The sequence below is a fragment of the Acinetobacter sp. YH12106 genome, from assembly GCF_013418995.1.
GTDB lineage: Bacteria > Pseudomonadota > Gammaproteobacteria > Pseudomonadales > Moraxellaceae > Acinetobacter > Acinetobacter pseudolwoffii.
Map to the genome: position 1 here is coordinate 272,751 of NZ_VPAV01000002.1, position 24,213 is coordinate 296,963.

Below are 24,213 nucleotides of genomic sequence, written 5' to 3' on the forward strand. Positions count from 1 at the left end.
TTATGGTTGCCACCGAATAGTAATATGAGGAGTCCTACATGGAACACATCGAACGTGAATCGATGGAGTTTGACGTCGTCATCGTCGGCGCAGGCCCTGCGGGTCTATCTGCTGCGATCAAAATCCGTCAACTTGCAATTGAAAACAACTTAAATGATTTGTCCGTTTGTGTCGTAGAAAAAGGCTCCGAAGTTGGCGCACATATTCTGTCTGGTGCTGTGCTAGAACCGCGTGCCATCAATGAATTGTTCCCGGACTGGAAAGAACAAGGTGCGCCGCTCAATGTGCCGGTGACTGAAGATAAAACCTTCTTCCTGCTTTCAGATGAAAAATCACAAGAAGCACCACACTGGATGGTGCCAAAAACCATGCACAATGATGGCAACTACGTCATCTCGCTCGGCAATGTGGTGCGCTGGTTAGGCCAAAAAGCAGAAGAACTGGAAGTTTCAATCTTCCCGGGCTTTGCCGCCTCAGACATTCTGTATCATGCAGATGGTACGGTAAAAGGCATCCAGACCGGTGACATGGGCATTGGTAAAGATGGCGAACCGACGCATAACTTTACTCCGGGTTATGAACTGCATGCCAAATATACGATTTTTGCTGAAGGCTGTCGTGGTCACCTCGGTAAACGTCTGATTGAACAGTTCAATCTGGCCAAAGATGCAGATCCACAGCATTACGGGATCGGCATTAAAGAACTCTGGGAGATTGATCCTGCCAAGCACAAACCGGGTCTGGTGATGCACGGCGCCGGCTGGCCATTGAATGAAACCGGTTCTTCAGGCGGCTGGTGGCTGTATCATGCTGAAAACAATCAAGTGACTTTGGGCATGATCGTGGATCTGTCCTACACCAACCCGCATATGTATCCATTCATGGAAATGCAGCGCTGGAAAACCCATCCTTTAATCAAGCAGTATTTAGAAGGCGGCAAGCGTATTTCTTATGGCGCCCGTGCCGTGACCAAAGGTGGCTTTAACTCGTTACCGAAGTTCACTTTCCCGGGTGGCTCACTCATTGGTGATGATGCCGGCTTCCTGAACTTTGCCAAAATCAAAGGCTCACATACCGCAATGAAATCCGGCATGCTCTGCGGTGAAGCGGTATTTGAAGCGATTGCGGCTGGTGTGGAAAAAGGCGGTGATCTGGCGATTGCACGTGTGGTTGAGGGTGACGATTTCTTTGTTAAGGAACTCACCGCGTATACCGACAAGTTCAACAACAGCTGGCTCAAAGAAGAGTTATACAATTCACGTAACTTTGGCCCGGCGATGCACAAGTTCGGTCAATGGATGGGTGGTGCATTTAACTTTATCGACCAGAACGTGTTCAAAGTACCATTTACCCTGCATGATCTGGTGCAAGACCATGCTGCACTGAAAACCCAAGCCGCTGAAAGCTTCAAGCCAAACTATCCAAAACCGGATGGCAAGCTGACTTTTGACCGTTTATCTTCTGTATTTGTATCGAATACCGTGCATGAAGAAAACCAGCCTGCGCATTTAAAGCTGACTGATGCCTCTATTCCGGTTGAAGTAAACCTGCCTAAATGGGATGAACCGGCGCAGCGTTACTGCCCGGCGGGTGTCTATGAAATCATGGAAAATAATGATGGTTCAAAACGTTTCCAGATCAATGCAGCCAACTGTGTGCACTGCAAGACCTGTGACATTAAAGATCCGTCTCAGAACATCACCTGGGTAACACCAGAAGGTGGCGGTGGTCCTAATTACCCTAACATGTAATTAGTATCCGAATATGTAATTCGGCTAGTCCTTGCGCGAGTTCATACCCTAACATGTAATGTTAGGGTAATCTTGCGAATGAGGAATATATTCCGCAAGTTCTCATATCCGAATATTTAAGCTCTCATGAGAACAAAATAAACCCGCTTTCGAGCGGGTTTATTTTCTGGAGAATGACGATAATATTATTTTTAAGATCGAATAAGAACTCTTATCAGATCATAAATTTCAAAAAAATTTCGGCCAATTTAGCTGCCCTTTTTCACCAGATAATGAAATTCTTTATTACCATTTTCATCCAGACACTCTTCCTGCAACAGCAATTCATGTCCCAAGTGCATGCAAAATTTTGGAATATCCCAAGAGGTTGAGTTATCGGTAGCAAACACCTCAACTACATCACCGGCTTTAGATTTACGAATGGCCTGATGCAACATCATGACTGGCTCAGGACAGCGTAAACCTCGGGTATTTAATTGCAGGCTTGGGATAATTTCAGTTGGGGACATCGATAGACTCAAGAGTGGAAGACTGAAAATATTTTAGCATAATCCCGCTCGGGCATTGCGGCTTTGCCAAAGTACACACGACTAAACGCAGCCCTGACTGATACGATCATGCCTGCACATCATATTTACAATAGACAAGCGTATTTTCTGCGGTATGATAAAACCACGTTTTTTTAGATATTAAGAGTCTTCAGGAAAAATCATGCACGAGGAATCAGGCCCGTCGTGGGGTATGCGCGGCTTACGTAAATGGCTGGGAACTGCACCCGAAACTCGCGACGAACTGCTAAAATTAGTACAAGATTCACGTCGATTTTTAGAACCCGATACTGTTGCCATGCTTGAAGGTGTACTTGACCTTCCGGCAACCAAAATTCGCGAAGTCATGACGCCTCGCACGTCGATGATCAGCTTACAGGAAGATGACCAACTGCTGGATATCCTGCATGTGTTGGTCGAATCTGCGCATTCGCGTTTTCCGGTCTTTTCCTCCGATCAAACCGATAATGTGGTCGGCATTCTATTGGCCAAGGATTTATTGCCTTTTCTGACCGAACCAACCTCCAAAGTCGATATTCGCGCACTGATGCGTCAACCCTTATTTGTGCCAGAGAGCGCCCGTTCCGATCAGGTGCTGCGGATGCTGAAAAATACCCAGACCCATATTGCCGTGGTGATTGATGAATACGGCACCACCTCGGGTCTGGTCACGCTGGAAGATATTCTGGAAGAAATTGTTGGTGAAATTGAAGATGAACATGACAATGCCGATGAAGAGGCACAGTTCATTGTTCCGGATAACGATCCAAACACCGCCAATACCTGGATAGTACAAGCTCTGACCCCGATTGAGCATTTCAATAATATGCTGGATGCGAATTTTTCTGACGATGAAGTGGAAACCATGGGCGGGTTGTTATTACAGGAAATTGGTCTGGTGAACGATCTTGAAGGCCAGACCATTGAACTGGAAAACTGGCAATTTACCATTCTTGAAGCAGATTCACGCTCTATTCACCTAATTCGAGCCGTGCGCCAATGAGAGCGTATTTCGACAAGCTGTTGAGTTCTGATCAACAGCAAAAACCGTTGCCGCTGATCTATCCTGTTTTAATTGCCTTATTTGCAGGTGCTATCTTCAGTTTGGCATTGGCTCCCTATCATTACTGGTGGCTGGCCATCCTGTCTCCGGCACTGCTCTATGCCTGCCTGCGTGGACGTAGTGCCAAACAGGCCTTTGGAATTGGCTGGGCCTATGGAATTGGCCTATGGTTTGTGGGCGCATTCTGGCTGTATACCTCAATTCATGTCTACGGCGATACCAGTGCATTTCTCAGTGTTGTAATGATCTTGATCATGGCACTGGTGATGGGCCTGTTTAGCGCCGTTCAAACCTTTGTCTATCGCCGCTTTTTCCCGGAAACCCCTTTGACCTTTGCCCCGCTTTGGGTTCTGTTTGAATGGTCTAAAACCTGGGTCTTTACCGGTTTCCCGTGGTTGTTTGCCGGCTATGCCTTTACCGAACGCTACCTAGATGCCTATGCACCTCTGTTTGGGGTGTTTGGGGTATCTTTTGTGGTGATTATTCTGGCCTGTACACTGGTCGAAATTCTGAACCGACGTCTGTTCTGGGCGGTTCCTGCTGCAATTTTACTATTCAGTGCCTGGGGCGCGGCTCAATTGAGTTTTGTGCAACCAAAGAATGAAAAGCCGCTTACGGTTTCTCTGATTCAGGGCAATATTCCGCAAGATCTGAAATGGCTGACTGAATATCAGGTAAAAACTTTATTGATTTATGCCAATCTGAGCAAGACCGAATGGGGCCGTGACCTGATTGTCTGGCCAGAGTCCTCGATTCCGATGTTCCAGACCGATATTGAAGCTTTTCTCGAAGCGATGAAAGTACAGGCTGAAAAATCCGGTACTGCATGGGTCACCGGCATTCCGTATTGGGACTTACCAGAATCACAAGCTGCGGGTTATCCGAAATATTACAACAGCATTATGGCCACGGGTGATGAGTCGGAGGGTTTGTATAAAAAGCAGCGCCTGGTGCCCTTTGGTGAATATATTCCGCTGTCAGGCTGGTTAAGCTGGGTATTGCCAGGTCTACAGAATGATCCCTCTATGAGCGGCTTTACCCGTGGGGCGGACAATCAAAAGCCCTTGAATGTGAAAAACCATCCTTTAGGTTCCGCAATTTGTTATGAGGTTGCTTATCCAAACCTGACACGCCGCAATGCCAGTCAAAGTGACTTTTTAGTTACGGTCTCGAACGATGCCTGGTTTACCGGCACGGCAGGACCTTTGCAGCATCTACAAATGGTGCAAATGCGCGCTAAGGAAAATGGCCGATGGTTTATCCGTGCCACCAATACCGGCGTGACCGCCTTTATTGACCACAATGGCCATATTGTGAAAAAAGCCCCGATGGATCAGGAAGCGGTACTGCGGGGTGAACTTCCAGCCATGCAAGGCGAAACACCTTATATGAAACTGAGTGATTGGCCGGTGATGATCTTCTCGATTCTGCTCTTGCTGGTGGGCTGGCGCTTCCGTCCCCGTAAAGTGGATGTCAGTTTTAAGTCGAGAAGATAATTTCTTCAAGTCCCTCTTTTACAAAGGGAAATTTAGGTGAATTCCTAGATATAACATCTTATCAATCTCTCCTAAGCTCCCTTTACGAAAGGGACGGACACTCAAGGCAATAAAAAACCGAGGTCAATGCCTCGGTTTTTTATATTTCAAATTTTAGAACTGAACTGCTAGATAAGAAATCATACTGGCGAGGGATAACATTGGAAGATAGCGGTAAGTTTGCACCATCATATTTTCGAATACTGACATCTGCCGTTGTTTTAATTGCAATACCGAGGCTTTCAATGCCGACCAGAAGCACAATGCAAATAATGAACTCATCAAACTGATGGCAAAAAAACCTACCATAATCTGGCTGCTACCCTCGGTAGTCTGCCATAAATGCAGAATGCCCTGACTAATCGGTAACATGCTTAAAACCAAAAGAACAGATTTCAGCATCGACCAATGAAATTGGTTTATTTCATCCCCTAAGATTAATGCTTTCATATTCTTCTCCGTTGGCTCGTCAAGTGCCGTTCAGATCATTATGAGCCTTTTTGGGTAAATAGAAAGTCTATATTTATTCATATTTTACGATAATTGTAATAGATAAATATGGGAATAATTCTTATTATAACTCGCATATACAAATTATTAATTAATTACAATAAATATCAAAAACTTAGATTATAATTTATAATTAAGAGTTATTATCACTTCACTTAGTATTGAAAACATCTATTAAGTGAAGTGATATATTCCATCTATTGAGAGTTTATATTGATTCTCAATCAAGGCTGATAATAAATATCAGCATCGGTGCCTTCACCACCCGACTGACCATCTGCACCGAATGAATACAGATCAAAAGTACGACCATTTGTGCCCGGCATCACATATTGCAGATCATTATCCCAACTGTCTTTAGGATAGCCGCCCTTGACATAGCCGCCCGGCAACCAGTTTTTCGCAGTCGCTGGCTGATTCACCAGTGCATCCAGACCACCTTCCTGCATGCTTGGATATTTGCCATTGTCCAGCTTATATTGGTCCAGTGAACCAGCAATACTCTGTAACTTGATCACAGTGGTATCCACTTTGGCCTTTTCACCGCGTCCCATCACGTTCGGTACAATCAGTGCAGCAAGCACACCGAGAATCACAATCACCACCATCACTTCGATTAAGGTAAAGCCCGTCTGTTTATTTAATTGATTCCTTTTCATTCAATCTCTCTCATTCATTTGCATCATTCACAACATTCAATTTAATTTTAATACCACAGGAATTTTAACTTGATTCTGTTTAAATCATATTATTCATATTGACGATTGGCAGCATCACCGCAATCACAATGACCAAAACAATACTGGCCATTAGCACCAGCATTAAAGGTTCCAATAAGGCCAGTAAAGTCGAAATCAGCGTGGTGACTTCCCGATCCTGCATCTGTGATGCACGCTCCAGCATGCGATCCAGTTCGCCCGAGGCTTCGCCACTTTTGATCATTTGTACCATCATCGGCGGAAAATAACCACTGCGCTCCAGCTGGGTTGCCAGGTTGCCGCCTTCGGTGACTTTTTCCGCTGCCAGATTGACCGCATCACGAATCACCCAGTTATTACTGACTGCAGCGCCAATCCGTAGGGCATCGACCAGAGGCACGCCTGACTGGGTCAAAATGGATAAGGTACTGGCAAAACGTGCGGCATTAATCCCGCGTGATAATTTTCCAAATAAAGGCAGTTTCAGGGTTAAACGGTCGAAGGCATAATGCCCGGCTGTGGTTCTTAAGAATCGTATCAGCAGGGAGATGCCCAAGAAACCGCCAACCAAGAGAAATGGCCACGCAATACGAATAAAATCACTGGCTTTCATCAAGGCGACCGTAATCCACGGTAAGGCATCTTTGCTTTGATCAAAAGTCTTGACGATATCTGGCACCACATAAGTCATCAGCCCCATCACGATGGCAAAAGACATCAGCATCAAAATAATTGGATAGACCATCGCGCCTTGAATTTTTTTCTGCATGGCAAAACGGTTTTCGGTATAGTCAGCCAATTGATCCAGAATCAGATCCAGATGCCCGGAACGTTCACCGGCCGCAATGGTGGCAATATACAATTCTGGAAACCGCCCGGACTGTTGCAGACCCTGCGCCAGACTATGCCCCTCCAGAACCTTGGAACGCACCGACATCAGCAGATTTTGTACATGTACTTTTTCGCTTTGCTTGCCGACGGCGCGGATGGCTTCTTCCAGCGGAATCGCGGCGGCGACCAGGACAGATAATTGCCGGGTCATTAAGGCCAGATCATAAGCGGTAATGCTTTTTTCAAACCATTTCCGCCGATCATGTTTGTCTTTTTTCTCGACAGGATCAACAGAGACCGGAATAAGTGCTTTATCCCTTAACTGTTGCCGGATCTGACGTGCAGAATCCCCCTCCAGCACGCCTTTTTGCTGCTTTCCTGAAGCATCAAGCGCAATAAACTGATATGCAGGCATTGTAATGCTCTAATTTTCCAAAATTTTGCTTAACGCTGTTGCGTCAGACCACCGAAATCATTCATATTCTTTGATATAAATTATCTGCTCACTCTACCATAATCGAACTTTAAGCACGACGAAATTTCTTCAGGATATCCAGCACCAGACATGCAAAATTCTCATACCGATTCTAGTCCACTTTGTCGCGTACGCGTTGCTGTACCTGTGCATGTATTCGATTGTTTTGATTACAGTATGAATGCAGAACAATTTGAGCAGGCCCAGGTCGGCGCACGCGTATTGGTGTCTTTTGGACGACAGAATCTGGTTGGGGTGATTATCGAAAAGCTCTCCGCAGATACTCCGGTCGACCCACGTTTTAAACTCAAGCCCGTCACTGAATTGCTGGATGAACGTGCCATCATAGACCCTAAAGTTTTAAGTTTGTTGACATGGTCGGCACAGTATTATCAGTTTCCGATGGGTGAAGTGGTGCACAGTGCCCTGCCAACGCTGTTACGCCAAGGTAAGCCTTATAACCTGCTGGCCCGCACCTGGAAACTTCTGAACCCTGATGCTGAAGCTAAAATACGCCGTTCGGAAAAGCAGCAGGAAGCCTACCGGATTTTAAAACTGCATCCGGTTGGCACCACTGAAAATGTATTGAATTTGGCCGGAATTGAAACTGCGACCTTAAAAGCACTGGAGAAAAAAGAGATTTGTACCTGTGTGCTGGAGCCACAAGATTTCAGTCCACAGCCGATGCAATTGGCGCAAATGCCGCTGACCGCTAATCCTGAACAGAAACATGCCATTGATCAGGTATTAAAGTATCGCAATCAATATCAGGCTTTTTTACTGGATGGTCTGACCGGCAGTGGTAAAACCGAAGTCTATCTACAAATCATGCAACAGGTGCTGAAACAGGGCAAGCAGATTTTGGTGCTGGTGCCGGAAATTGGTCTGACCCCGCAAACGATTAGCCGTTTCCAGTCGCGTTTTCAGTGTCATATCGCTCTATTGCATTCAGGCCTAAATGATACAAAACGTCTGCAAGCCTGGCAGGCAGCAGAAACTGGCAAAGCTTCAATCATCCTCGGCACACGTTCCGCCATCTATACCCCCATACCGAATTTGGGTCTGATCATTCTGGATGAAGAACATGATTTGTCTTTTAAGCAGCAGGAAGGTTTCCGCTATCATGCCCGCGATGTCGCCCTGTACCGCGGCCATTTACAGCAATGTCCAGTGCTGCTGGGATCAGCGACGCCAAGCATTGACAGTTATGCGCTGGTTGAATATGGCAAAATGCAGGTGCTGGAGCTGAATCAACGTGCCGGCACAGCCTTAATGCCGAAAATCCATATTCTGGATTTAAAGGTGGCACAGAAAAAGCATGGCATCAGTCTGCAATTGATTCAGGACATCAAAAAGCGTCTGGAGAAAAAAGAACAGGTACTGATCTTTTTAAACCGCCGTGGCTATGCTCCCGTCCTGCTTTGTGGCAGTTGTGGCTGGCAGGCACAATGTCCGCACTGCGATGCCAATTTTACTGTGCATCGCCAGCCTTATCAGCATCTGCATTGCCATCACTGTGGCACCATTCACCGGATGCCGGAGCACTGTCCGCAGTGTCAGCATCAGGAACTGGTCACACTGGGTATGGGCACTGGCAAGGTCGAAGAACATCTGAATGAACTTTTTCCAGATCATGAAGTGATTCGGGTCGATCGCGATTCCACCAGCCGGGTGGGTAGCTGGCAAAAAATCTATGACAAGATTCAAAAAAGTGAACCCGCGATTCTGCTCGGCACCCAGATGCTGGCCAAAGGGCATCATTTTCCTTATGTGACGCTGGTGGCGATTCTGGATATTGATTCCGGTCTGCTCAGTGTGGATTTCCGTGCCACCGAACGTACCGCACAACTGATCGTTCAGGTCGCAGGCCGGGCTGGACGTGGTGAACACAAAGGCGATGTCTATTTGCAGACGCTCAGACCGGATCATGCCCTGCTGAATACCTTGGTCAATGAAAATTATCGTGTGTTTGCCCAGCAGACCTTAAAGGAACGGCAAATTGCCCAGATGCCGCCTTATCGTTATGCCATCCTGATTCGCTGCGAATCCAAGGATCAGGCACAAAACACCGAATTCTTACAGAAACATGCGGCATTCCTCAGGCAATATCCTGATCTGGCGCTGGACATCTGGGGGCCAATTCCTGCGCCGATGGAACGTAAGGCTGGGCGCTATCAGTCGCATATGGTGCTCTTGTCAGCAGATCGTCCACGTTTGCATTACTATGTGCGCAGCTGGTGGCAGAATATGCTGCAGGACAAACCTTCCAGCATGAAGCTGACACTGGACATTGACCCGCAAGAACTCAGCTAAGAGAATTGCATCTGAGTCCATGTCCGGGACATACGCATCAACGTCTGGATCAAGCATAAAATTTAGGACAGGAAAATGTCGATACTGTTACAAATAACACTAGTTTTGGTGATCGCACTGTTAATAGTGCCACTGAGTAAAAGGCTCAGACTACCAAGCGTACTGGGCTATCTGTTAACAGGAATGATCTTAAGTCCGGGTGTTTTGCATCTGATTCAGACTCCAGACCTGATGAACAGTTTCATGAACGTCAGCCTGTTGGCACTGCTGTTCTGGATCGGGCTGCAACTCAGACCACAACGCATCGCCCAGATCAGTCAATCTCTGTGGATGACGGCTGCTTTGCAGGTACTAATGAGTACCTTGATTTTTAGCCTGCTGGCCTGGATTTTTCTACAACAAAGCCTGCTTGCCAGTATTGTGATTGGACTTGCTGGCAGTCTGTCAGCCATGACCTTGGTGATTCAACAACTCCACAATCAGGAACAGTTTGCCACCAGCTATGGTCAACAGACCTATTCAATCCTGCTGCTGCATGCCCTGCTGGCCATTCCTGTGATTGCCGCCATTCCTTTATTTAGCGGAATTCCCTCGACCGAACACGGAGTGGCTTATTTTGCCGCAATGATCACCACTTTTACCGGCTTGTTCCTGTGTAATCGCTATCTGATGCAGCCACTATATCGCTGGATTGCAAAAAGTGGCAGTCACGAACTGCATGCCATTGTGGCGATTGCGGTAACTTTGGCACTGCTGCTCTTGATGAATACGCTTGGACTGAATCTGTTTCTTGGCGCTTTATTTGCCGGGATTTTACTGGCAGATTCAGATTTCCGGCCCGCGGTAGAAAGCACCATTCGGCCTTTTCAGGGCTTATTGATGGGCCTAGCCTTTATCAGTCTGGGCATGTCATTACAGCTATCTGATCTGTTGAATTTCCTCTGGATCATTCTCGGTGGCACTTTCACTTTGATCTTGGTCAAGTTTGCAATCAGTTTGGTATTGGCGCGTTATCATCAAAATAGCTGGCGCAACAGTAGCTTGCTGGCAGCCAGCCTGGCACAAGGTGGCGAGTTTGCCTTGCTGGCGCTGGTGATTGCGGTATCCGACCAGATCATCGCAGCCAATCTGCTGTCTCCCTTGCTCTGGATGGTGAGTTTCTCATTGTTACTTAGCCCGGCATTTTACTGGTTATTACACAGTCAGGTTTTACCGCGTCTGGATCAAAACAATCATCTGGCTGCGACCTTTGAAACCGATTCCAGTCCTCAAGCCAGCCCCCCTATTTTGCTGATTGGATTTGGCCGCTTTGGACAAATTATTGCCCGGATTTTACTGCAACAACAGCATGCATTTAGTGTCATGGACAGCAATGTGCCAGCCACTGAACTGCTTGCGCAGTATCAAATTCCTTTCTATCAGGCCGATGCGACAGAGCCAGAAACTTTGGCACATGCAGGAATTGCGATGGCCCAGCAAGTGATTATTGCCATTGATGATATTGAAGATTCGATGCTGATCGTGCGGTATATCCGGCTGAATTATCCTGAAACTTGTTTATGGGTACGCGCACGTGATCGTCATCATGTGCATCTGTTACAGGATTTAGGTGTAGAGAAAATCTGGCGTGAAAACTACTTTTCAGCACTGGAAATGAGTGAGGCTTTGTTAAGCCAGTTGAATACTGCTCCGGAAGAAAGTCAGCAACAGATTGAATACTTCCGCGCACATGATGAAAAATTACTCAACAGTCAATACCATCTAGATTCGGATCAACACGCAAGTTATGAACATCACCGCAGTAGCTTGGCAGAACTCGAACATCTGTTTGCGCAGGATCAACGCAACAAAGTTCAAAAAACAGATACACAGCCGCAACAGGATACAAACGGCGCAGGAATTGATGCGTTAAGAGATGATCTGTCATAACTTGTGTTTTACAATAATGACACCATTAAAGCAGGGTTATGGAGAATTTTATGTCTGATTTACGCCAACGCTTTTTTATTGAAGATAGCCCTGTTCGTGGTGAAGTGGTGCATCTTGAAGAAGCTTTACAAACCATTTTAGCGCAACGTGACTATGCACCTGCGGTCAAGATTCTGTTGGGTGAAATGCTCACTGCGACTGCACTGCTTGCCAGCACCTTGAAGATTAAAGGGCGTATCAGCCTGCAAATTCAGGCATCAGGCACATTTAAATGGGCAATGGCTGAATGCAACCACTTGGGTGAAGTTCGCGCTTTGGCGGACTATGAAGAAGATCCGCACTTTCTGGTGGGTGAAGATAGCAGCACCATCTTAAAGTCACTGGTTTCTCCAGTGCTGTTTATCAATATCGAACCAGAATTTGGTGAGCGTTATCAAGGTATTGTGCCGCTGGACAAAGAAAATCTGGCTGGCTGCCTCATGCAGTATTATGACCTGTCTGCACAGATTCCAACGCGCATTGTACTGGCAAGCGACCATCAGCGCGCCGGTGGTTTACTGATTCAGCTATTGCCACGGAATAGTGAAGAAGAACAGCGCCGTGTTGATGAAGATTTATGGCCGCGTCTGACCATGCTCACTGAAACCTTGAAAACTGAAGAACTAATCGGCCTGCAAGCCACTGACATTCTTTACCGTTTATATAATGAAGAAGAAGTGCGCTTGCCAGAAACTGAAGCCTTGAAATTTGGCTGTACCTGCTCTAAAGAGCGCTGTGCAGTGGCCTTACAACAGATTGGCGTAGAATCAATACGTGAAACACTGGAATTCCAGAATCCGATCAAAATGGATTGTCAGTTCTGTAATAGCCAATATACCTTTACAGCCGAAGAGGCCTTAGGTCTATGTGGTGAACATCTAAGCTAAACGGTGCTAAGCATGAGTTTAAAAAAGCATTCCTCAGGAGTGCTTTTTTATGTTTTAAAATTTACATGACGAAGCTCAACAGAGCATATTTACCTCCAGTAGAAAACCTGCCTATTCACTGAATCCGATCCTCAGATAAACCCCACCTCAAAATCCCATTTAAATTATAAGACTATTCACATTAACAAAGACCAAATAATCATCGTTTTAAAAAAATTATGAGAATACAATCACATTTTATAGTATTGATTTAATTATGCTTTTAAAATAAATTAGAGTAATAATTCTAAAATGAATACAGTATCAAATTTAACAGGTATGTTATGAAAAAATTATTGAACACTCTAGTGATGGGGATAAGTTTGGCTGCGGTTTCTAGCTTGGCCTTTGCCTATGAAGATCCATTAGTGGGTAAATGGAAAACCATTGATGATCAATCAGGCTATTCTCGTGCGGATGTAGAAGTTCGTAAGAAAGCGGATGGTAGCTATGAAGGAATAATTGTCGCAACACGTAGCTTGCCTGGCGCAGAGAAAATGGGCATCTGTCATAAATGTCCAGGTCAGCTCAAAGACAAACCGTTTATAGGCCTGCCGTTTATCTGGGATTTTAAAGCAGATCCGAAAAAGCCACGTGAATACCATGACGGCAAAGTGCTTGATCCGATCAGTGGCAAAATTTACAAAGGCAAAGCACGCCTAAGCGCCAATGGCAAACGTCTAACCTTGCGTGGTTATGTCGGTGTCTCAGTAATTGGCCGCAGTGTAACCTGGATAAAACATTAATTTCAGAAAGATTTTCAAAGCCTCTGTATCAGGGGCTTTTTCTTTGTCATGATTTGAAACAATAAGGTACAAATAAAAACTGTTTTGGCGCAGCTAAAGTCATAATAATGGATCAAAGACGGTTATTTTTTATCCATTTATGATGATCAATCTTCAGCCTTGTTCAATTCTGTCATCAGGTCTGCTTTGCCGTCCTCATAGGGCAGCGTATATTCAACACAGGAAAGTGTTTGAACACACTCGGTCAATAAAACATAAAACTATAAAAACAGCGTTCACTTTCACCTTCTCTTATTCGCGCGTTCCTGAGGCATTGAATACCGGAACATATCGATTTTTTTCTCGTGATCATTTGAGTCATCACTCTGAGTCTGCATATCCGAAGAATAGAAAGCGTTTTACTTCAGCACCTTTTCATTCTCTCAATTTTGCACACTTGGCTGTTTAAGGAGTAGAGCCATGACTACAATTCAGTACCAAGAAAGCTTTTCACAGGACTATACCCCGTCAGAAATTATGGACGATCACTCATTTGACCTCATCCACTTCGCAGAAGCATGCGGACAAAGCCCGGAATGGGTCATGCAATTGATTGAACATGGAATTCTGCCCGATCGTTCTCCTATCACGCCAGCCAGCACTTTCCTCGGTGAGGATATTTCACGTGCACAACGCGCCTATCGCCTGCAACGCGATTTTGATGCGTCATTTACCGCAGTCGCGATGATGCTGGACCTCATCGATGAAGTGCAGGAGTTACGCCGCGAGGTCAAACATTTGCATTTTAAGTAAGTCCTTTGATGCTCTCTCTATCTGTATCTTTCGCTGCAGATCAGGGCATATTTATTTTTAATTTGATGATTAGAGTATAAAAAGCGCTATGAAAACCAAAGATTGTAATAAAAAAATGAAATACATGTTTCCCGAATACCGCGACTTGATTGTGCAACTTCGCGAGGAAAATCCATACTTTGCCAAATTATTTGAGGAACATAATGAGCTGGACAGGAAAATTAGTCAGCTTGAACTCGACCCGGTCAATCATATCAACAATGATATTGAAGCGATCAAGCGTAAAAAGCTAAAATTGAAAGATGAAATTTATCGTCTGTTAAAAAGTTCTGAAGCCGATCCCCTGACCTAAGATCAACTGCTTAATACAGACTCAGATCGTTCAATACCATCGTGCGACAATCGTTGACAGCCTGTGGGCCGATTCAAACATTTTGGCCAGATGTGCGGAGATTTTCCGAAGCATAAAAAAAGCCCTGAACAGCCAAAGTAAGCACTTTGATCAAGCTCAGGGCTTTTGATATTTCATTCCCATGAGCTAACTCATGGGAATATTCAGTAGATTAAACTTGTTCGATGTCTTTCATGGTCAATTTGATACGGCCACGGTTGTCAACGTCTGCAACCTGTACCTTCACTTCTTGACCTTCTTTCAATACATCTGCAACGTTCGCAATGCGTTCGTTCGAGATTTGAGAGATATGAAGTAAACCATCAGTACCCGGAAGAATATTCACGAACGCACCGAATTCAACGATACGAATCACTTTACCCACGTAAATTGTACCTGGTTCGATCTCAGCAGTTAATGCTTGAATCTTCGCAACTGCAGCAGCGGCTGCCGCTTTAGTTTCACCGAATACGCGAACTGTACCGTTATCTTCGATATCGATTGCAGCTTTCGTTTCTTCAGTAATCGCACGAATCGTCGCGCCGCCTTTACCGATTACATCACGGATTTTGTCCGGGTTGATGTTGATCACTTGGAATGTTGGTGCATGCATCGAAATTTCAGGACGAGCGCGTGAAATTACTTGGTTCATCTCATTAAGAATGTGCATACGACCGGCATAAGCCTGGTTCAATGCAGACTCCATGATCTCTTCAGTAATCCCTTCGATCTTGATGTCCATTTGCAGTGCAGTAATACCGTTTGCAGAACCTGCGACTTTAAAGTCCATGTCGCCAAGATGATCTTCATCACCCAGGATGTCAGAAAGAACTGCGAAACGCTCGCCTTCTTTTACTAGACCCATTGCAATACCCGCAACTGGTGCTTTAAGTGGAACACCTGCATCCATAAGTGATAGAGAAGCACCACATACAGAAGCCATTGAAGATGAACCGTTCGATTCTGTGATGTCAGATACGATACGGATCACGTACGGGAAGCGGTCAGCTGCAGGAAGAACTGCTTGAACACCACGACGTGCTAGACGACCGTGACCGATTTCACGACGCTTAGGACCAGATTCACGACCCGTTTCGCCTACAGAGTATGCAGGGAAGTTGTAGTGAAGCATGAAGTTGTCAGTTTTAGTACCTGCAAGGGTATCAACCATCAACGCATCACGCGTGTTACCCAAAGTTGTTGTGACCAACGCCTGAGTTTCACCACGTGTGAACAATGCAGAACCGTGTGCACGGCCTAACACGCCCACTTGTACATCGATTGCACGAACAGTTTTGGTATCACGACCATCAATACGTGGCTTACCAGACAAGATGTTGTCACGAACCGTGCGGTATTTAAGATCTTCGAAGAGTTCGTTTACTTCGTCAGCAATACCTGTTTCATCTTCTTCAGGAACGAACTGAGCAACCGCTTCTGCGTGAAGTGCATCAAGTGCTGCATAACGATCTTGTTTCACAGCAATTGTGTAGGCTTCAGAGATTTTCGCTTCGAATGCATCTTTTAATTGACCAAGAAGCGCTTCATTTTTGCTTGGAGCAACCCAAGTTGACTCCACTGCGCCAGCTGCTGCAGCAAATTCTTTGATCGCTTGAATCGCGATTTGCATTTCGTCATGACCGAACAATACAGCGCCCAGCATTTGGTCTTCTGAAAGTTCTTTCGCTTCAGATTCAACCATCAATACTGCAGCTTCAGTACCTGCAACAACCAGATCAAGATCAGACTCTTTTAACTGTTCGTGGTTCGGGTTCAGGATGTATTCACCGTTGATCAAACCAACGCGAGCGCCGCCGATTGGACCACGGAAAGGCGTACCTGCAATCGACAATGCAGCAGAAGTACCCAGCATTGCAGCAATGTCAGCATCCATGGTTTTGTCAGATGAAATTACTGTTGCAGTCACTTGAATTTCGTTGAAGTAACCTTCTGGGAACAATGGACGAATTGGACGGTCGATCAGACGTGAAATTAAAGTTTCAGCTTCAGACTGACGGCCTTCACGCTTACCATAACCACCCGGGATACGACCTGCAGCATATTGCTTTTCTTGGTAGTTAACAGTCAATGGGAAGAAGTCTTGACCGGCTTTTGCTTTAGGTTGCGCTACAACAGCAACAAGAACCTGTACGCCGCCCATGGTGATCACAACAGTGTTTGCTTGACGTGCAACGCGACCTGTTTCAAGAATCACGTTGTGTTGACCGAATTGGAATTCTTTACGAATAATATTAAACATCGACATGTTTTATTTTTTCCTAGTTCTTGTGAACAATTATTCTAGTGGAGACCCCTAAGGTTTGGCATTCACGACCATATAGACGAACAAATGACAAAGCTTAGAAGCCGACCTCACCAGATTAAATACTATTTTTAAACACAAAGAAGGAGCGAAACATTCGCCCCTTCCACTGGCCTAGCCAAAAGCTAAACCGACTTTAGTTTTCAGCAATAAAGCACAAAGCATGCAATAACCCGAAAATAAAGTTTAAATCGAATTAACGACGTAAACCTAAAGCACCGATCAATGCTACATAACGACCGTGGTCTTTACCATTTAGGTAGTCAAGCAGCTTACGACGTTGGTTAACCATACGGATTAGACCGCGACGGCTATGGTGGTCGTGTTTGTGCTCTTTGAAGTGACCTTGTAAGTCATTGATTTGAGCAGTCAAAAGAGCTACTTGAACTTCTGGTGAACCAGTGTCGTTTTCAGCGCGTGCGAATTTAGCAATGATCTCTGCGCGATCTGCGTTAGTTAAAGCCATTCGATTTCTCCGAGATGCTTATATATTTTGATAAAAATCAATGTAATGAGAATTCAAAACTTTGACTGCCGTGCATCACTACAGCAAGTTGTATATTTTAAGGGAAAATGCGCCAAATTGCAAAAATAGATCAGCACTTTTAAATGTTTTCAATCGGTGATTTATTTAAAGCGAAGCTGTTGTCCATTGATCCTGAGTTATTCAAGATCTGTACTGTTTTAAGCGAGATCGTCTAGACCACTTAAATAGAGAAATCGACCTAAGCAATTAGAACGCTTTTTCTATTGTTTTAATGTACCGTCGTCTGTCTGAATAAAAAATGGATAAAAAAAAGCCCGAGTTTAGTCGGGCTTTTTGGCGCTGTAGTTCTTTCTCTTATCATTATTATTTATTGTGTTTTTTATAGCGTTTTACGCTTGTTATTATTTTCAAACATCCTGTTGAAAAATCACCTTCCTTGTGTGGTAGATTTTGCCATATTCTACAAAGACAAGTAGAGGCATTTAGCGTATCTTGCTGTAAGCTATTTCGTACAATAACTAGCCTAAAAGTTGCATAATATTACATTAATACCACTTTATTTAACCTAATTCGCTTAAATCCAGCCATTCCACAACAATATCCAACTTTAGAATTAAGGTAAATATCTAGTATTTTGAAATATAAATTAATTAAATATAAAAAAGCCTTGTAGTCTCTCCCAAAACTACAAGGCTTAGCGGCTGTAAGTTTCCTCTTTTTACTTACCTCACTGTAAGTTCGCTGTCTACTGACATTCTTTTTATAATTATACGATTATGCTCAACTTTCCGTGTTGAGTTATTTTGTATGACCAATCTTCTCAAAAACTGATTAAAAGCTCTATGCGGCAATTTCTTGAATCCGTGTAAGCTTTTACCTACAAGATCTGATTATTTTTTGCCAATAAACTAGTAGATTGTTCAAGTATTTTTTGACTTAAACCACTTTTACGTGTGGTTCGTACGCATAAGGCTTGTGTAAAAGCGTCACAATCTACCAATAAACTGACCACTTTTTTAGCACGGGTAATTGCAGTATAAATCAACTCTTTACTTAATAGATTTTGCGCATATTGATCCAGCACCACTGCGGTATGTGCAAATTCTGAACCTTGAGATTTGTGAATGGTCAGTGCAAAAGCGGTTTCTATACTCTTTGGCAAACGGGTGGCCAAGACCCATTTTTCCAGACTCGGAAAATAGACTTCAAACTGGCACTGACCAGACTGCTCACGTAAAAAACAGATGCCAATATCACCATTGGACAAACCCAGTTGATAATCGTTATAGGTCATCATGACCGGCCGCCCGACATACCAGTCACCCTGCTTCAGTTGACCTTGAGCGGCTAAAAAGCGTTGTTCAATCTGTAGATTGATTTTGAATAAGCCCAGATCGCCAGAACGAATCGCAGTTAAAATACGGTAATCATCAAATGATCTCACCACCTGTTGTACATATTGCTCGAAATTATCTAAGCCTTGCTTATTTTTGACAGCCTGTGTATAGGCCTGATAACCATACATCAACTGGTCATAATATTGATTCAATGTAGTGGCCGTCTGTTCAGCACTAGGCGCTAAATATTGCAACTGGAGCTGGTCAATCTCAACCCGATCCAAGGTGATGGCTTGTAATTCACTGGCAGTGACAATCTGCTGCTCAAATTTTTGCAGGACATTGGCAGCTTCATGATGCCGCTGAATAAAATCAGCCATTGCCCCAATCTTGGCCCCTGCTTTAAAACGTCGTGTGGTAATTAAGTTGACCCGATTATCCTGCAAAGTCGCAACCTGTTGCAGATCTGCCAGAACGGTGCCGACATCCACAGAAGCCAACTGGTCTGCATCGCCAAGTAAAATCAGACGTGCCTGAGATGGTACAGCGGCCAGCAACATCTGTGACAGACTTAAATCCAGCATCGAGGCTTCATCGACCACAATTACGTCATAGGGCAAAGGCTGTTTGGCATGAAAACGTGGCTGTCCGCGCGTGCCCAATCCCAATAAACGATGCAGGGTCACGGGTTGTAACTGTTGTAGTGCAGCTATTTCAAACTGCTGCAAAACTTCAGTCTGTAAGGCTTTTTGCAGCGCTTCTTTCATCCGCTGTGCAGCCTTTCCGGTCGGCGCGGCCATGGCAATCCGGATATTCGGCAGCGCATCATATAAAACTGCAATAATATGCGCCAGCGTATAAGTTTTACCGGTTCCCGGCCCGCCAGTAATAATACTGAAGGCTTGCTCTGCCACCATTTGCAGGGCTTTTTGCTGCTGTGGATCTGAGAGCAGACTGCGGTCACGTGCTGTTAACTCCAGGGCTGCAATAGACTGGGTCTTGATTCGTGCTATATGCGTTGCCACTGCCTGTTCCAGCTGCCAGTAGCGGTACAGATATAAATGCTGATCTTCAAACACCAAGGGGGCAATACCCGTGCCTTGCTGAGCATGATCACGCACCAGATTATGCAATAATGCCATTTGTTGAGGAAGCGCTTCAATGCAGCTATCGCCGGCCTGCATCGCCTCAAGCAATTGCTGAATCAGTAATTTTGCTGCCGGATCAAATGTAGCCGAGCTAAATGGAGGCTGACATAAATAGTCAATCCAGGCCATCAAACTGGCGTTTTGTTGCGACACGTGATTCTGCTCATTTTCCACACAGTTATCCTCAAAGTTATCCACAGGATAATTTTCTGTTTAATCTCTATATATTTTATCAGGCAGCAAAATTATGCTGTTTTTTTCTGCTCAAAATAGCCCAAAATCTGATCCAGTTTTTCAACGAATTCGATGTCTGGTTGCCAGTGATATACACCTTGTTCCATCTGCCCGTGCATACCGCGTAAATATAAATAGCTTGCGCCGCCCAGATGCTGCTGCATTGAATACGCCTGCATATTTGCGTTCAGATAACGATGCAGGGCCACCAGATACAAGGCTGCCTGCAACCAGTAACTGGACTGGCTCATATTCTGCTGAATCGCCTCAGCGGTATAATGCTGTTGATCTGGGCCGAGAAAGTTACTTTTATAATCGGCAATATGGTAGCGCTGGCCATCGAAATACACCAGATCGATGGAACCGGTCAGATAACGTGCCGATTTGGCTTCATTAAAATCGCTCATGACAATGTCATGTTCAACAAAGAGCTGATGAATTTGTCGGATCTGCAAAGGCGCATCGGTGAGTGACAGATAGAAAGGGAACTCTGACAGATACTGTTGATCACCCAGTTGTGCCAAAACAAAATCTGCCTGAATCGGAGTGACCAGAATATCATGCACCCAGTCATGCATCAGATTGAGTAAAATATCTTCCCTAATTTCATCAAGCAATCCATCTAAAGCAGTCTGGAATATGCTTTCGACATTGAGCTGTTCAGGACTTGCAAGGTGTGCAATCTGGGCCATTTCCTGTTCAAAAAACAGGATAAAGCTGTCATCATCCAGCTCGGTGAAATAACGCTCAAACTGGCTTAAAAAAACCACCAAGGCTGATCGGTCTTGCTGTGCCGATTGAAATAACTGTCGCCATTGTTGACGATAAGCTTGGCTCTGATCATGCAGGCGAATGCCGCTCAGCAATTTATAGTTCAGGCTGGACAAAACGCGTTGCATACTCTGTTGCAACTCATCTGCTTTGAAATTTGCCTGCGCTGCGGCTTGAAAAAGGCTACGCAGATTCACCGCTGCGGCCTGATAATGCGGCGCAAAGGTCTGCTCCAGCACAGTACGCAACTGGAAGGCCTGTTCAAATTTTTCTTTCAGTTCTTGCCAGATTTGCGGTGCAGTATTTTTAAAACGACGGCGAATTTCCAGATTCCAGTAACTGCTATCCTGAAAATTGATATGTTCAAAAATACTGTGCAAGAAAGTCCCGGCCACCGTACCTTTGGGGAAATTCAGCTTGATCCAGTCTAGCGGTGTGACAGCCGGCTGATCTGCTAAAGCATTCAGATTGATTTCATCCGCTGCACTATCCGGGTGTTCCTGTGCATTGACCAGATCATCCTGCAAAACTGGCGCATGTGACTGGTGTTGCGACAATGCGGTAAAACTGGTTTTGGTGCGTGGATAGAACTGTCGCTCTGGCAAAGGTTGCGCCAGCATGTCGATCTTATGATGGTGTGACTGCTCGACCAGACGTGCCGGTTCCTGAGACAGCGGCTGCTCGACCAGAGTTAAAGCATGTTCGAAGATGGCATCGCCCTGGCCACGCCAGAACGCCAAGCCCGAATCGGATTGTGAAGCGTGGTCTTGCAACATGGCATACACCCGATGACTGGCACGGGTCAGCGCCACATACCAAAGCCGGTGATTTTCCGCTGCATTACGCGCTGCATTCTGTAAAATCGCCTGCTCGTGCAAATGCTTATGATTGACTGCAATCACCCGGGATTGTTCTAAAATACTTTCAGACAGTGTGCCACTTAATGAAAAGTTCAAGTTGCCTTTATTTACATCAAAAGCAGCATCTGCGCCCAATAAAAATACCACTTTAAATTCCAGCCCTTTAGAGGCATGGATGGTCATCAGCTGTACCCCATGATCACCAGACAGCTTGCGTTCTTTTTCATTGTCTTTGCCTGAAGGGGACTGTAACTGACGCAAATACCAGTGATAGAGTTTTTGGGCACCCTGATAATATTCACTTTGCTGGCTCAGAATTTCAGTCAGATGACGCAAATTCACAACCACCCGTTCATTATCCAGACTTTGACTGGCCACCAGATGAGTCCAGACCTGAAACAGGTTTAAGGCATAATTCCATGCCGTGAGAAAACCTTTTTCGAACCACATTTCCCGAATTGCATCCAGATCGGCAATATAGCGACTGAGCCCTTCACTCTGCGCCTGTAACTCAATCAGTTTTTTCAGGTTGAAGCCCAGCAGGCGGGTCAGTAAGGCACGTTTGACCTTGGATTCATTAAAAGGATCCATGATTGCAGTCAAGACGGCCGCGACATCCTGCGCAATAGCACTGGCAAAAACACTTTGTTTGGACTCTTTATAACAAGGAATACCCATACGCTGTAGGCGCTGCTTGACCTGCTCAAGGGAAAAATGTCCAAACCCCAGCACTGCAATATCATCGGCTTTCAGGCTTTGAATACTGTTCTGCTGCTGAAAATATAACTGCTGTTGAGCAGACTGATTGAGGAGTGCACGGATTTTCCAGGCCACCTGATCGGCTTCTACATCCGACTCACCCAACTGAATCCAGCGTAAGGGCTGCGGATTGCAGACAGCGCTATCGATGAGATCCGGATGTGGCCGACTACCGGCCTGAATCAGGGTGTACTGCACCTGTTCACCAAAATCCATCTGGCATTGAAATAAAGCATCGACCACTTCGACCAGCGCTTTGACCGAACGATGGTTCTGCATCAGGGTATATTCGCGGCCCTGCTTCTGCCGCACGTCAGCATGTGCCTTGTTATAGGTCAGCATGTCGCCACCACGGAAACCATAAATCGCCTGTTTCGGATCGCCGACCATAATCATGCAGCCGGATTGAACCCGGCTGGCATCCCGCCAGATCTTGGCCAGCAGGTCATCCTGATCCTGATTGGTGTCCTGAAATTCATCCACCAGAATCAGCGGATAACGTGCCTGTACAAACTGGGCAAAGCGCTGGCCTTGTTGTCCTTGCAGTGCTTCTGCCAGTGTGCGGATTTGCTGGGAAAAAGTCGTTTCACCCTGCTGTTGCAGGGTTTGCGGCAAACGAGTTTGCACACTTTGAATAATATGAAATTCCAGATAGGTCGTGAGCTGCTTCAACTGCTCATCCAGATCCTGTTTGACCTCACACAGTGCATCAATTGCCACAATCAGGCTGTGTTGCAAAATCAGCTGCTGCTCCGCTTCCGGACAGCTCTTGCTAAAAACCTGAGTGGTCGGCTGGAAATCAGTTTTTTTACGGCGTAAATGGCACAGATTCAGTAAAATCGGTTGCAATTCCGCATCAAAGAAACTCATGCCACCCTGAGTTTTTAGGGCTGCGCTCCAGGTCATAAAGTTTTCACAAACGTCGGTTAACTTGGTCAAAAAACTCTTGTGAAAATACTTTGGACTTTCCTGACAATAGCGCCGCATGACTTCGAGATCATGCTCATGAATATTCAATAATTGGGTAATACAGGCTTCTAATTTACCTAGATCACATTCAGCCGGCTCGACCTTCTGGAATTGCTGCTTGCTAAAATTCAGAGCATCCCGAACCAGCCCGGTATAATGCTCGACCGGTTTCAGCAGATTCTGCACATACAAATGATTGACCATATATTGTGGCTGCTGCTGAATCCAGTCACGCAGCACATCATGAATCAGTTGCTGGATATATAAATCCTGATCTTCGGTCAGTTCAGCACGTTCAATCTTGCCACTTTCAAAAGCAAATTCACGTAACAGTTTCTGGCTAAAGCTGTCCAGCGTCCCGACAAACAGTTCATCCAGCTGGTTCAGTATCAGACGCAAGCGGCGACGGGCATAGTCCATCCGTGTGCCATAATCTTTCAATACCTGCTGAAATAAAGGATCAGTTTCGCTCTGAATCTTCGCTGCAATTTCCACAGAATTGAGCTGCTGATGACGCTGGATATAGGCCAAAGTTTCTTCGACCCGCAGCCGTACCCGGTTTTTCAGTTCGGCCGTTGCCTTGCGGGTGAAGGTGGTTGCAATCACCTGATGCGGATAATACTGATCCAGAAAAATCCGCACCATCAAACTGGATAAAGTATAGGTCTTGCCGGTGCCTGCCGAGGCCTCAATCCAGTGTAAGCCCCGGAACGTCATGTCCTGAATCGGATTGGTAGAAATGGCTTTTTGCATCTGCTGCTTTAACACGGTCATATTG

General features: G+C 45.4%; 17 protein-coding genes. 9 read left to right on the plus strand and 8 right to left on the minus strand.

Annotated features, from left to right (window positions below):
* Positions 1-38 precede the first annotated feature (38 nt).
* On the plus strand, positions 39-1,751 hold the full coding sequence (locus FTU45_RS03680; RefSeq protein ID WP_005095364.1) for an electron transfer flavoprotein-ubiquinone oxidoreductase: 1,713 nt from the start codon (positions 39-41) through the stop codon (positions 1,749-1,751).
* A gap of 248 nt (positions 1,752-1,999) precedes the next feature.
* On the opposite strand, the gene tusA is transcribed toward FTU45_RS03680, so the two are convergent.
* Positions 2,000-2,260, minus strand: a complete 261-nt coding sequence (tusA, locus tag FTU45_RS03685) for a sulfurtransferase TusA (RefSeq protein ID WP_005095362.1) — start codon at positions 2,258-2,260, stop codon at positions 2,000-2,002.
* A gap of 202 nt (positions 2,261-2,462) precedes the next feature.
* Between tusA and FTU45_RS03690 the strand changes: the two genes are divergently transcribed.
* Positions 2,463-3,302, plus strand: a complete 840-nt coding sequence (locus tag FTU45_RS03690; RefSeq protein ID WP_005095361.1) for an HlyC/CorC family transporter — start codon at positions 2,463-2,465, stop codon at positions 3,300-3,302.
* Complete coding sequence (gene lnt, locus FTU45_RS03695) at positions 3,299-4,858, plus strand: apolipoprotein N-acyltransferase (RefSeq protein WP_074383950.1); 1,560 nt, start codon at positions 3,299-3,301, stop codon at positions 4,856-4,858. The genes FTU45_RS03690 and lnt overlap by 4 nt, the downstream gene beginning before the upstream one ends.
* 153 nt (positions 4,859-5,011) lie before the next feature.
* On the opposite strand, the gene FTU45_RS03700 is transcribed toward lnt, so the two are convergent.
* From FTU45_RS03700 to gspF, 3 genes are all read right to left on the minus strand, one after another.
* Positions 5,012-5,347 (minus strand): hypothetical protein, encoded by a 336-nt coding sequence (locus FTU45_RS03700; RefSeq protein ID WP_005095358.1) that lies wholly within the window; start codon positions 5,345-5,347, stop codon positions 5,012-5,014.
* 284 nt (positions 5,348-5,631) lie between these two features.
* Positions 5,632-6,066: a type II secretion system major pseudopilin GspG gene (gspG, locus tag FTU45_RS03705; protein WP_005095357.1), complete on the minus strand. Its 435-nt coding sequence runs from the start codon at positions 6,064-6,066 to the stop codon at positions 5,632-5,634.
* 79 nt (positions 6,067-6,145) lie between these two features.
* Positions 6,146-7,351, minus strand: coding sequence for a type II secretion system inner membrane protein GspF (gspF, locus tag FTU45_RS03710; RefSeq protein ID WP_074383949.1), 1,206 nt, complete (start codon positions 7,349-7,351; stop codon positions 6,146-6,148).
* 150 nt (positions 7,352-7,501) lie between these two features.
* On the opposite strand from gspF, the gene FTU45_RS03715 reads away from it, so the two are divergent.
* The 6 genes from FTU45_RS03715 to FTU45_RS03740 all read left to right on the plus strand — a co-directional run bounded on the left by FTU45_RS03715 (position 7,502) and on the right by FTU45_RS03740 (position 14,508).
* Positions 7,502-9,724, plus strand: a complete 2,223-nt coding sequence (locus tag FTU45_RS03715) for a primosomal protein N' (protein WP_180075948.1) — start codon at positions 7,502-7,504, stop codon at positions 9,722-9,724.
* A 75-nt stretch (positions 9,725-9,799) separates the two neighbouring features.
* On the plus strand, positions 9,800-11,653 hold the full coding sequence (locus FTU45_RS03720; protein ID WP_180001395.1) for a cation:proton antiporter: 1,854 nt from the start codon (positions 9,800-9,802) through the stop codon (positions 11,651-11,653).
* A 50-nt stretch (positions 11,654-11,703) separates the two neighbouring features.
* A complete protein-coding gene (locus FTU45_RS03725; protein WP_005095347.1) occupies positions 11,704-12,579 on the plus strand; it encodes an Hsp33 family molecular chaperone HslO in 876 nt (291 codons plus the stop codon).
* Positions 12,580-12,902: 323 nt separating this feature from the next.
* Complete coding sequence (locus tag FTU45_RS03730; RefSeq protein ID WP_005095344.1) at positions 12,903-13,364, plus strand: DUF2147 domain-containing protein; 462 nt, start codon at positions 12,903-12,905, stop codon at positions 13,362-13,364.
* Positions 13,365-13,823: 459 nt separating this feature from the next.
* Positions 13,824-14,156, plus strand: a complete 333-nt coding sequence (locus tag FTU45_RS03735) for a chaperone modulator CbpM (RefSeq protein WP_074383946.1) — start codon at positions 13,824-13,826, stop codon at positions 14,154-14,156.
* 88 nt (positions 14,157-14,244) lie between these two features.
* Positions 14,245-14,508, plus strand: coding sequence for a YdcH family protein (locus FTU45_RS03740; RefSeq protein ID WP_005095339.1), 264 nt, complete (start codon positions 14,245-14,247; stop codon positions 14,506-14,508).
* A gap of 211 nt (positions 14,509-14,719) precedes the next feature.
* On the opposite strand, the gene pnp is transcribed toward FTU45_RS03740, so the two are convergent.
* From pnp to FTU45_RS03760, 4 genes are all read right to left on the minus strand, one after another.
* Positions 14,720-16,807, minus strand: a complete 2,088-nt coding sequence (gene pnp, locus FTU45_RS03745; protein ID WP_171063368.1) for a polyribonucleotide nucleotidyltransferase — start codon at positions 16,805-16,807, stop codon at positions 14,720-14,722.
* A 259-nt stretch (positions 16,808-17,066) separates the two neighbouring features.
* Positions 17,067-17,336: a 30S ribosomal protein S15 gene (rpsO, locus tag FTU45_RS03750; RefSeq protein ID WP_004637724.1), complete on the minus strand. Its 270-nt coding sequence runs from the start codon at positions 17,334-17,336 to the stop codon at positions 17,067-17,069.
* Positions 17,337-18,234: 898 nt separating this feature from the next.
* The gene (gene recD / locus FTU45_RS03755) at positions 18,235-20,016 is read right to left on the minus strand and encodes an exodeoxyribonuclease V subunit alpha (RefSeq protein WP_180075949.1); all 1,782 of its coding nucleotides are present in this window, start codon (positions 20,014-20,016) and stop codon (positions 18,235-18,237) included.
* Between the two features lie 71 nt (positions 20,017-20,087).
* A complete protein-coding gene (locus FTU45_RS03760; RefSeq protein WP_180075950.1) occupies positions 20,088-24,209 on the minus strand; it encodes a UvrD-helicase domain-containing protein in 4,122 nt (1,373 codons plus the stop codon).
* Between the last annotated feature and the right edge of the window lie 4 nt (positions 24,210-24,213).

What these genes read in the sequence shown, in the direction of transcription:
- lnt (WP_074383950.1), top strand. Translation starts at nt 3,299, where the DNA reads ATGAGAGCGTATTTCGACAAGCTGTTGAGTTCTGATCAACAGCAAAAA.
- FTU45_RS03760 (WP_180075950.1), bottom strand. Translation starts at nt 24,209, where the DNA reads ATGACCGTGTTAAAGCAGCAGATGCAAAAAGCCATTTCTACCAATCCG.
- FTU45_RS03680 (WP_005095364.1), top strand. Translation starts at nt 39, where the DNA reads ATGGAACACATCGAACGTGAATCGATGGAGTTTGACGTCGTCATCGTC.
- gspG (WP_005095357.1), bottom strand. Translation starts at nt 6,066, where the DNA reads ATGAAAAGGAATCAATTAAATAAACAGACGGGCTTTACCTTAATCGAA.
- FTU45_RS03735 (WP_074383946.1), top strand. Translation starts at nt 13,824, where the DNA reads ATGACTACAATTCAGTACCAAGAAAGCTTTTCACAGGACTATACCCCG.
- FTU45_RS03740 (WP_005095339.1), top strand. Translation starts at nt 14,245, where the DNA reads ATGAAAACCAAAGATTGTAATAAAAAAATGAAATACATGTTTCCCGAA.
- FTU45_RS03715 (WP_180075948.1), top strand. Translation starts at nt 7,502, where the DNA reads ATGCAAAATTCTCATACCGATTCTAGTCCACTTTGTCGCGTACGCGTT.
- FTU45_RS03700 (WP_005095358.1), bottom strand. Translation starts at nt 5,347, where the DNA reads ATGAAAGCATTAATCTTAGGGGATGAAATAAACCAATTTCATTGGTCG.
- FTU45_RS03720 (WP_180001395.1), top strand. Translation starts at nt 9,800, where the DNA reads ATGTCGATACTGTTACAAATAACACTAGTTTTGGTGATCGCACTGTTA.
- gspF (WP_074383949.1), bottom strand. Translation starts at nt 7,351, where the DNA reads ATGCCTGCATATCAGTTTATTGCGCTTGATGCTTCAGGAAAGCAGCAA.
- tusA (WP_005095362.1), bottom strand. Translation starts at nt 2,260, where the DNA reads ATGTCCCCAACTGAAATTATCCCAAGCCTGCAATTAAATACCCGAGGT.
- rpsO (WP_004637724.1), bottom strand. Translation starts at nt 17,336, where the DNA reads ATGGCTTTAACTAACGCAGATCGCGCAGAGATCATTGCTAAATTCGCA.
- FTU45_RS03725 (WP_005095347.1), top strand. Translation starts at nt 11,704, where the DNA reads ATGTCTGATTTACGCCAACGCTTTTTTATTGAAGATAGCCCTGTTCGT.
- FTU45_RS03730 (WP_005095344.1), top strand. Translation starts at nt 12,903, where the DNA reads ATGAAAAAATTATTGAACACTCTAGTGATGGGGATAAGTTTGGCTGCG.
- FTU45_RS03690 (WP_005095361.1), top strand. Translation starts at nt 2,463, where the DNA reads ATGCACGAGGAATCAGGCCCGTCGTGGGGTATGCGCGGCTTACGTAAA.
- pnp (WP_171063368.1), bottom strand. Translation starts at nt 16,807, where the DNA reads ATGTTTAATATTATTCGTAAAGAATTCCAATTCGGTCAACACAACGTG.